The organism is Bradyrhizobium semiaridum (assembly GCF_020329505.1).
GTDB lineage: Bacteria > Pseudomonadota > Alphaproteobacteria > Rhizobiales > Xanthobacteraceae > Bradyrhizobium > Bradyrhizobium semiaridum.
On record NZ_JAGKJJ010000071.1, the window covers coordinates 1 to 689 of the forward strand.

The 689-nt window shown below is 69.4% G+C and carries 1 protein-coding gene; it reads right to left on the reverse strand.

What is annotated here, in order from left to right; genetic code table 11:
* A partial coding sequence (locus J6500_RS31455) for a uroporphyrinogen decarboxylase family protein (RefSeq protein WP_225716581.1) occupies positions 1-689 on the reverse strand: 689 nt, incomplete at both ends.

Here is a 689-nt window from a genome sequence, read left to right on the forward strand (position 1 = left end):
CGCTTATGCGCGCGCACCCGCGCTACCATCCGCTCGACATGGGCGATCGGGGTTTCCGGCAAGATGCCGTGGCCGAGATTGAAGATCAGCCGGCCCTGGCCGAAATTCTCCAGCACGTCGTCCACCGCGCGATCGAGCGCGGCGCCGCCGGCGATCAGGGCCAGCGGATCGAGATTGCCCTGCACGGCCGCGCGCGGTTGCACGCGCTCGCGGATCATCGCCGGCTCCGTTGCCCAATCGATCGACACCGCATCGACGCCGGTTTGCTCGACATAGGCCGGCAGCAAGCCGCCGGCGCCGCGCGGAAAGCCGATGATCTTTGCGTTCGGCACCTGTTTGCGCACGCCGGCCACGATGCGTCGCGCCGGCTCGATCGACCAACGCGCGAATTCGCGCGGCGGCAGCACGCCGGCCCAGGTGTCGAAGACCTGCACGCAATCGGCGCCGGCCTTGAGCTGGCCGACCAGGTGCCGGATCGAGTTCTCGACCAGCACGTCGATGATTCGCGCAAATGCGTCCGGATGGCGGTAGGCGAGCATCCGTGCCGGCGCCTGATCCGGCGTGCCTTGGCCGGCCACCATGTAGGTCGCAACCGTCCACGGCGCGCCGCAGAAGCCGATCAGGGCGATGTGCGGCGCGAGCTCGCGCCGGACCCGGCGCAACGTCTCATAGACCGGCTCGAGCTTGCC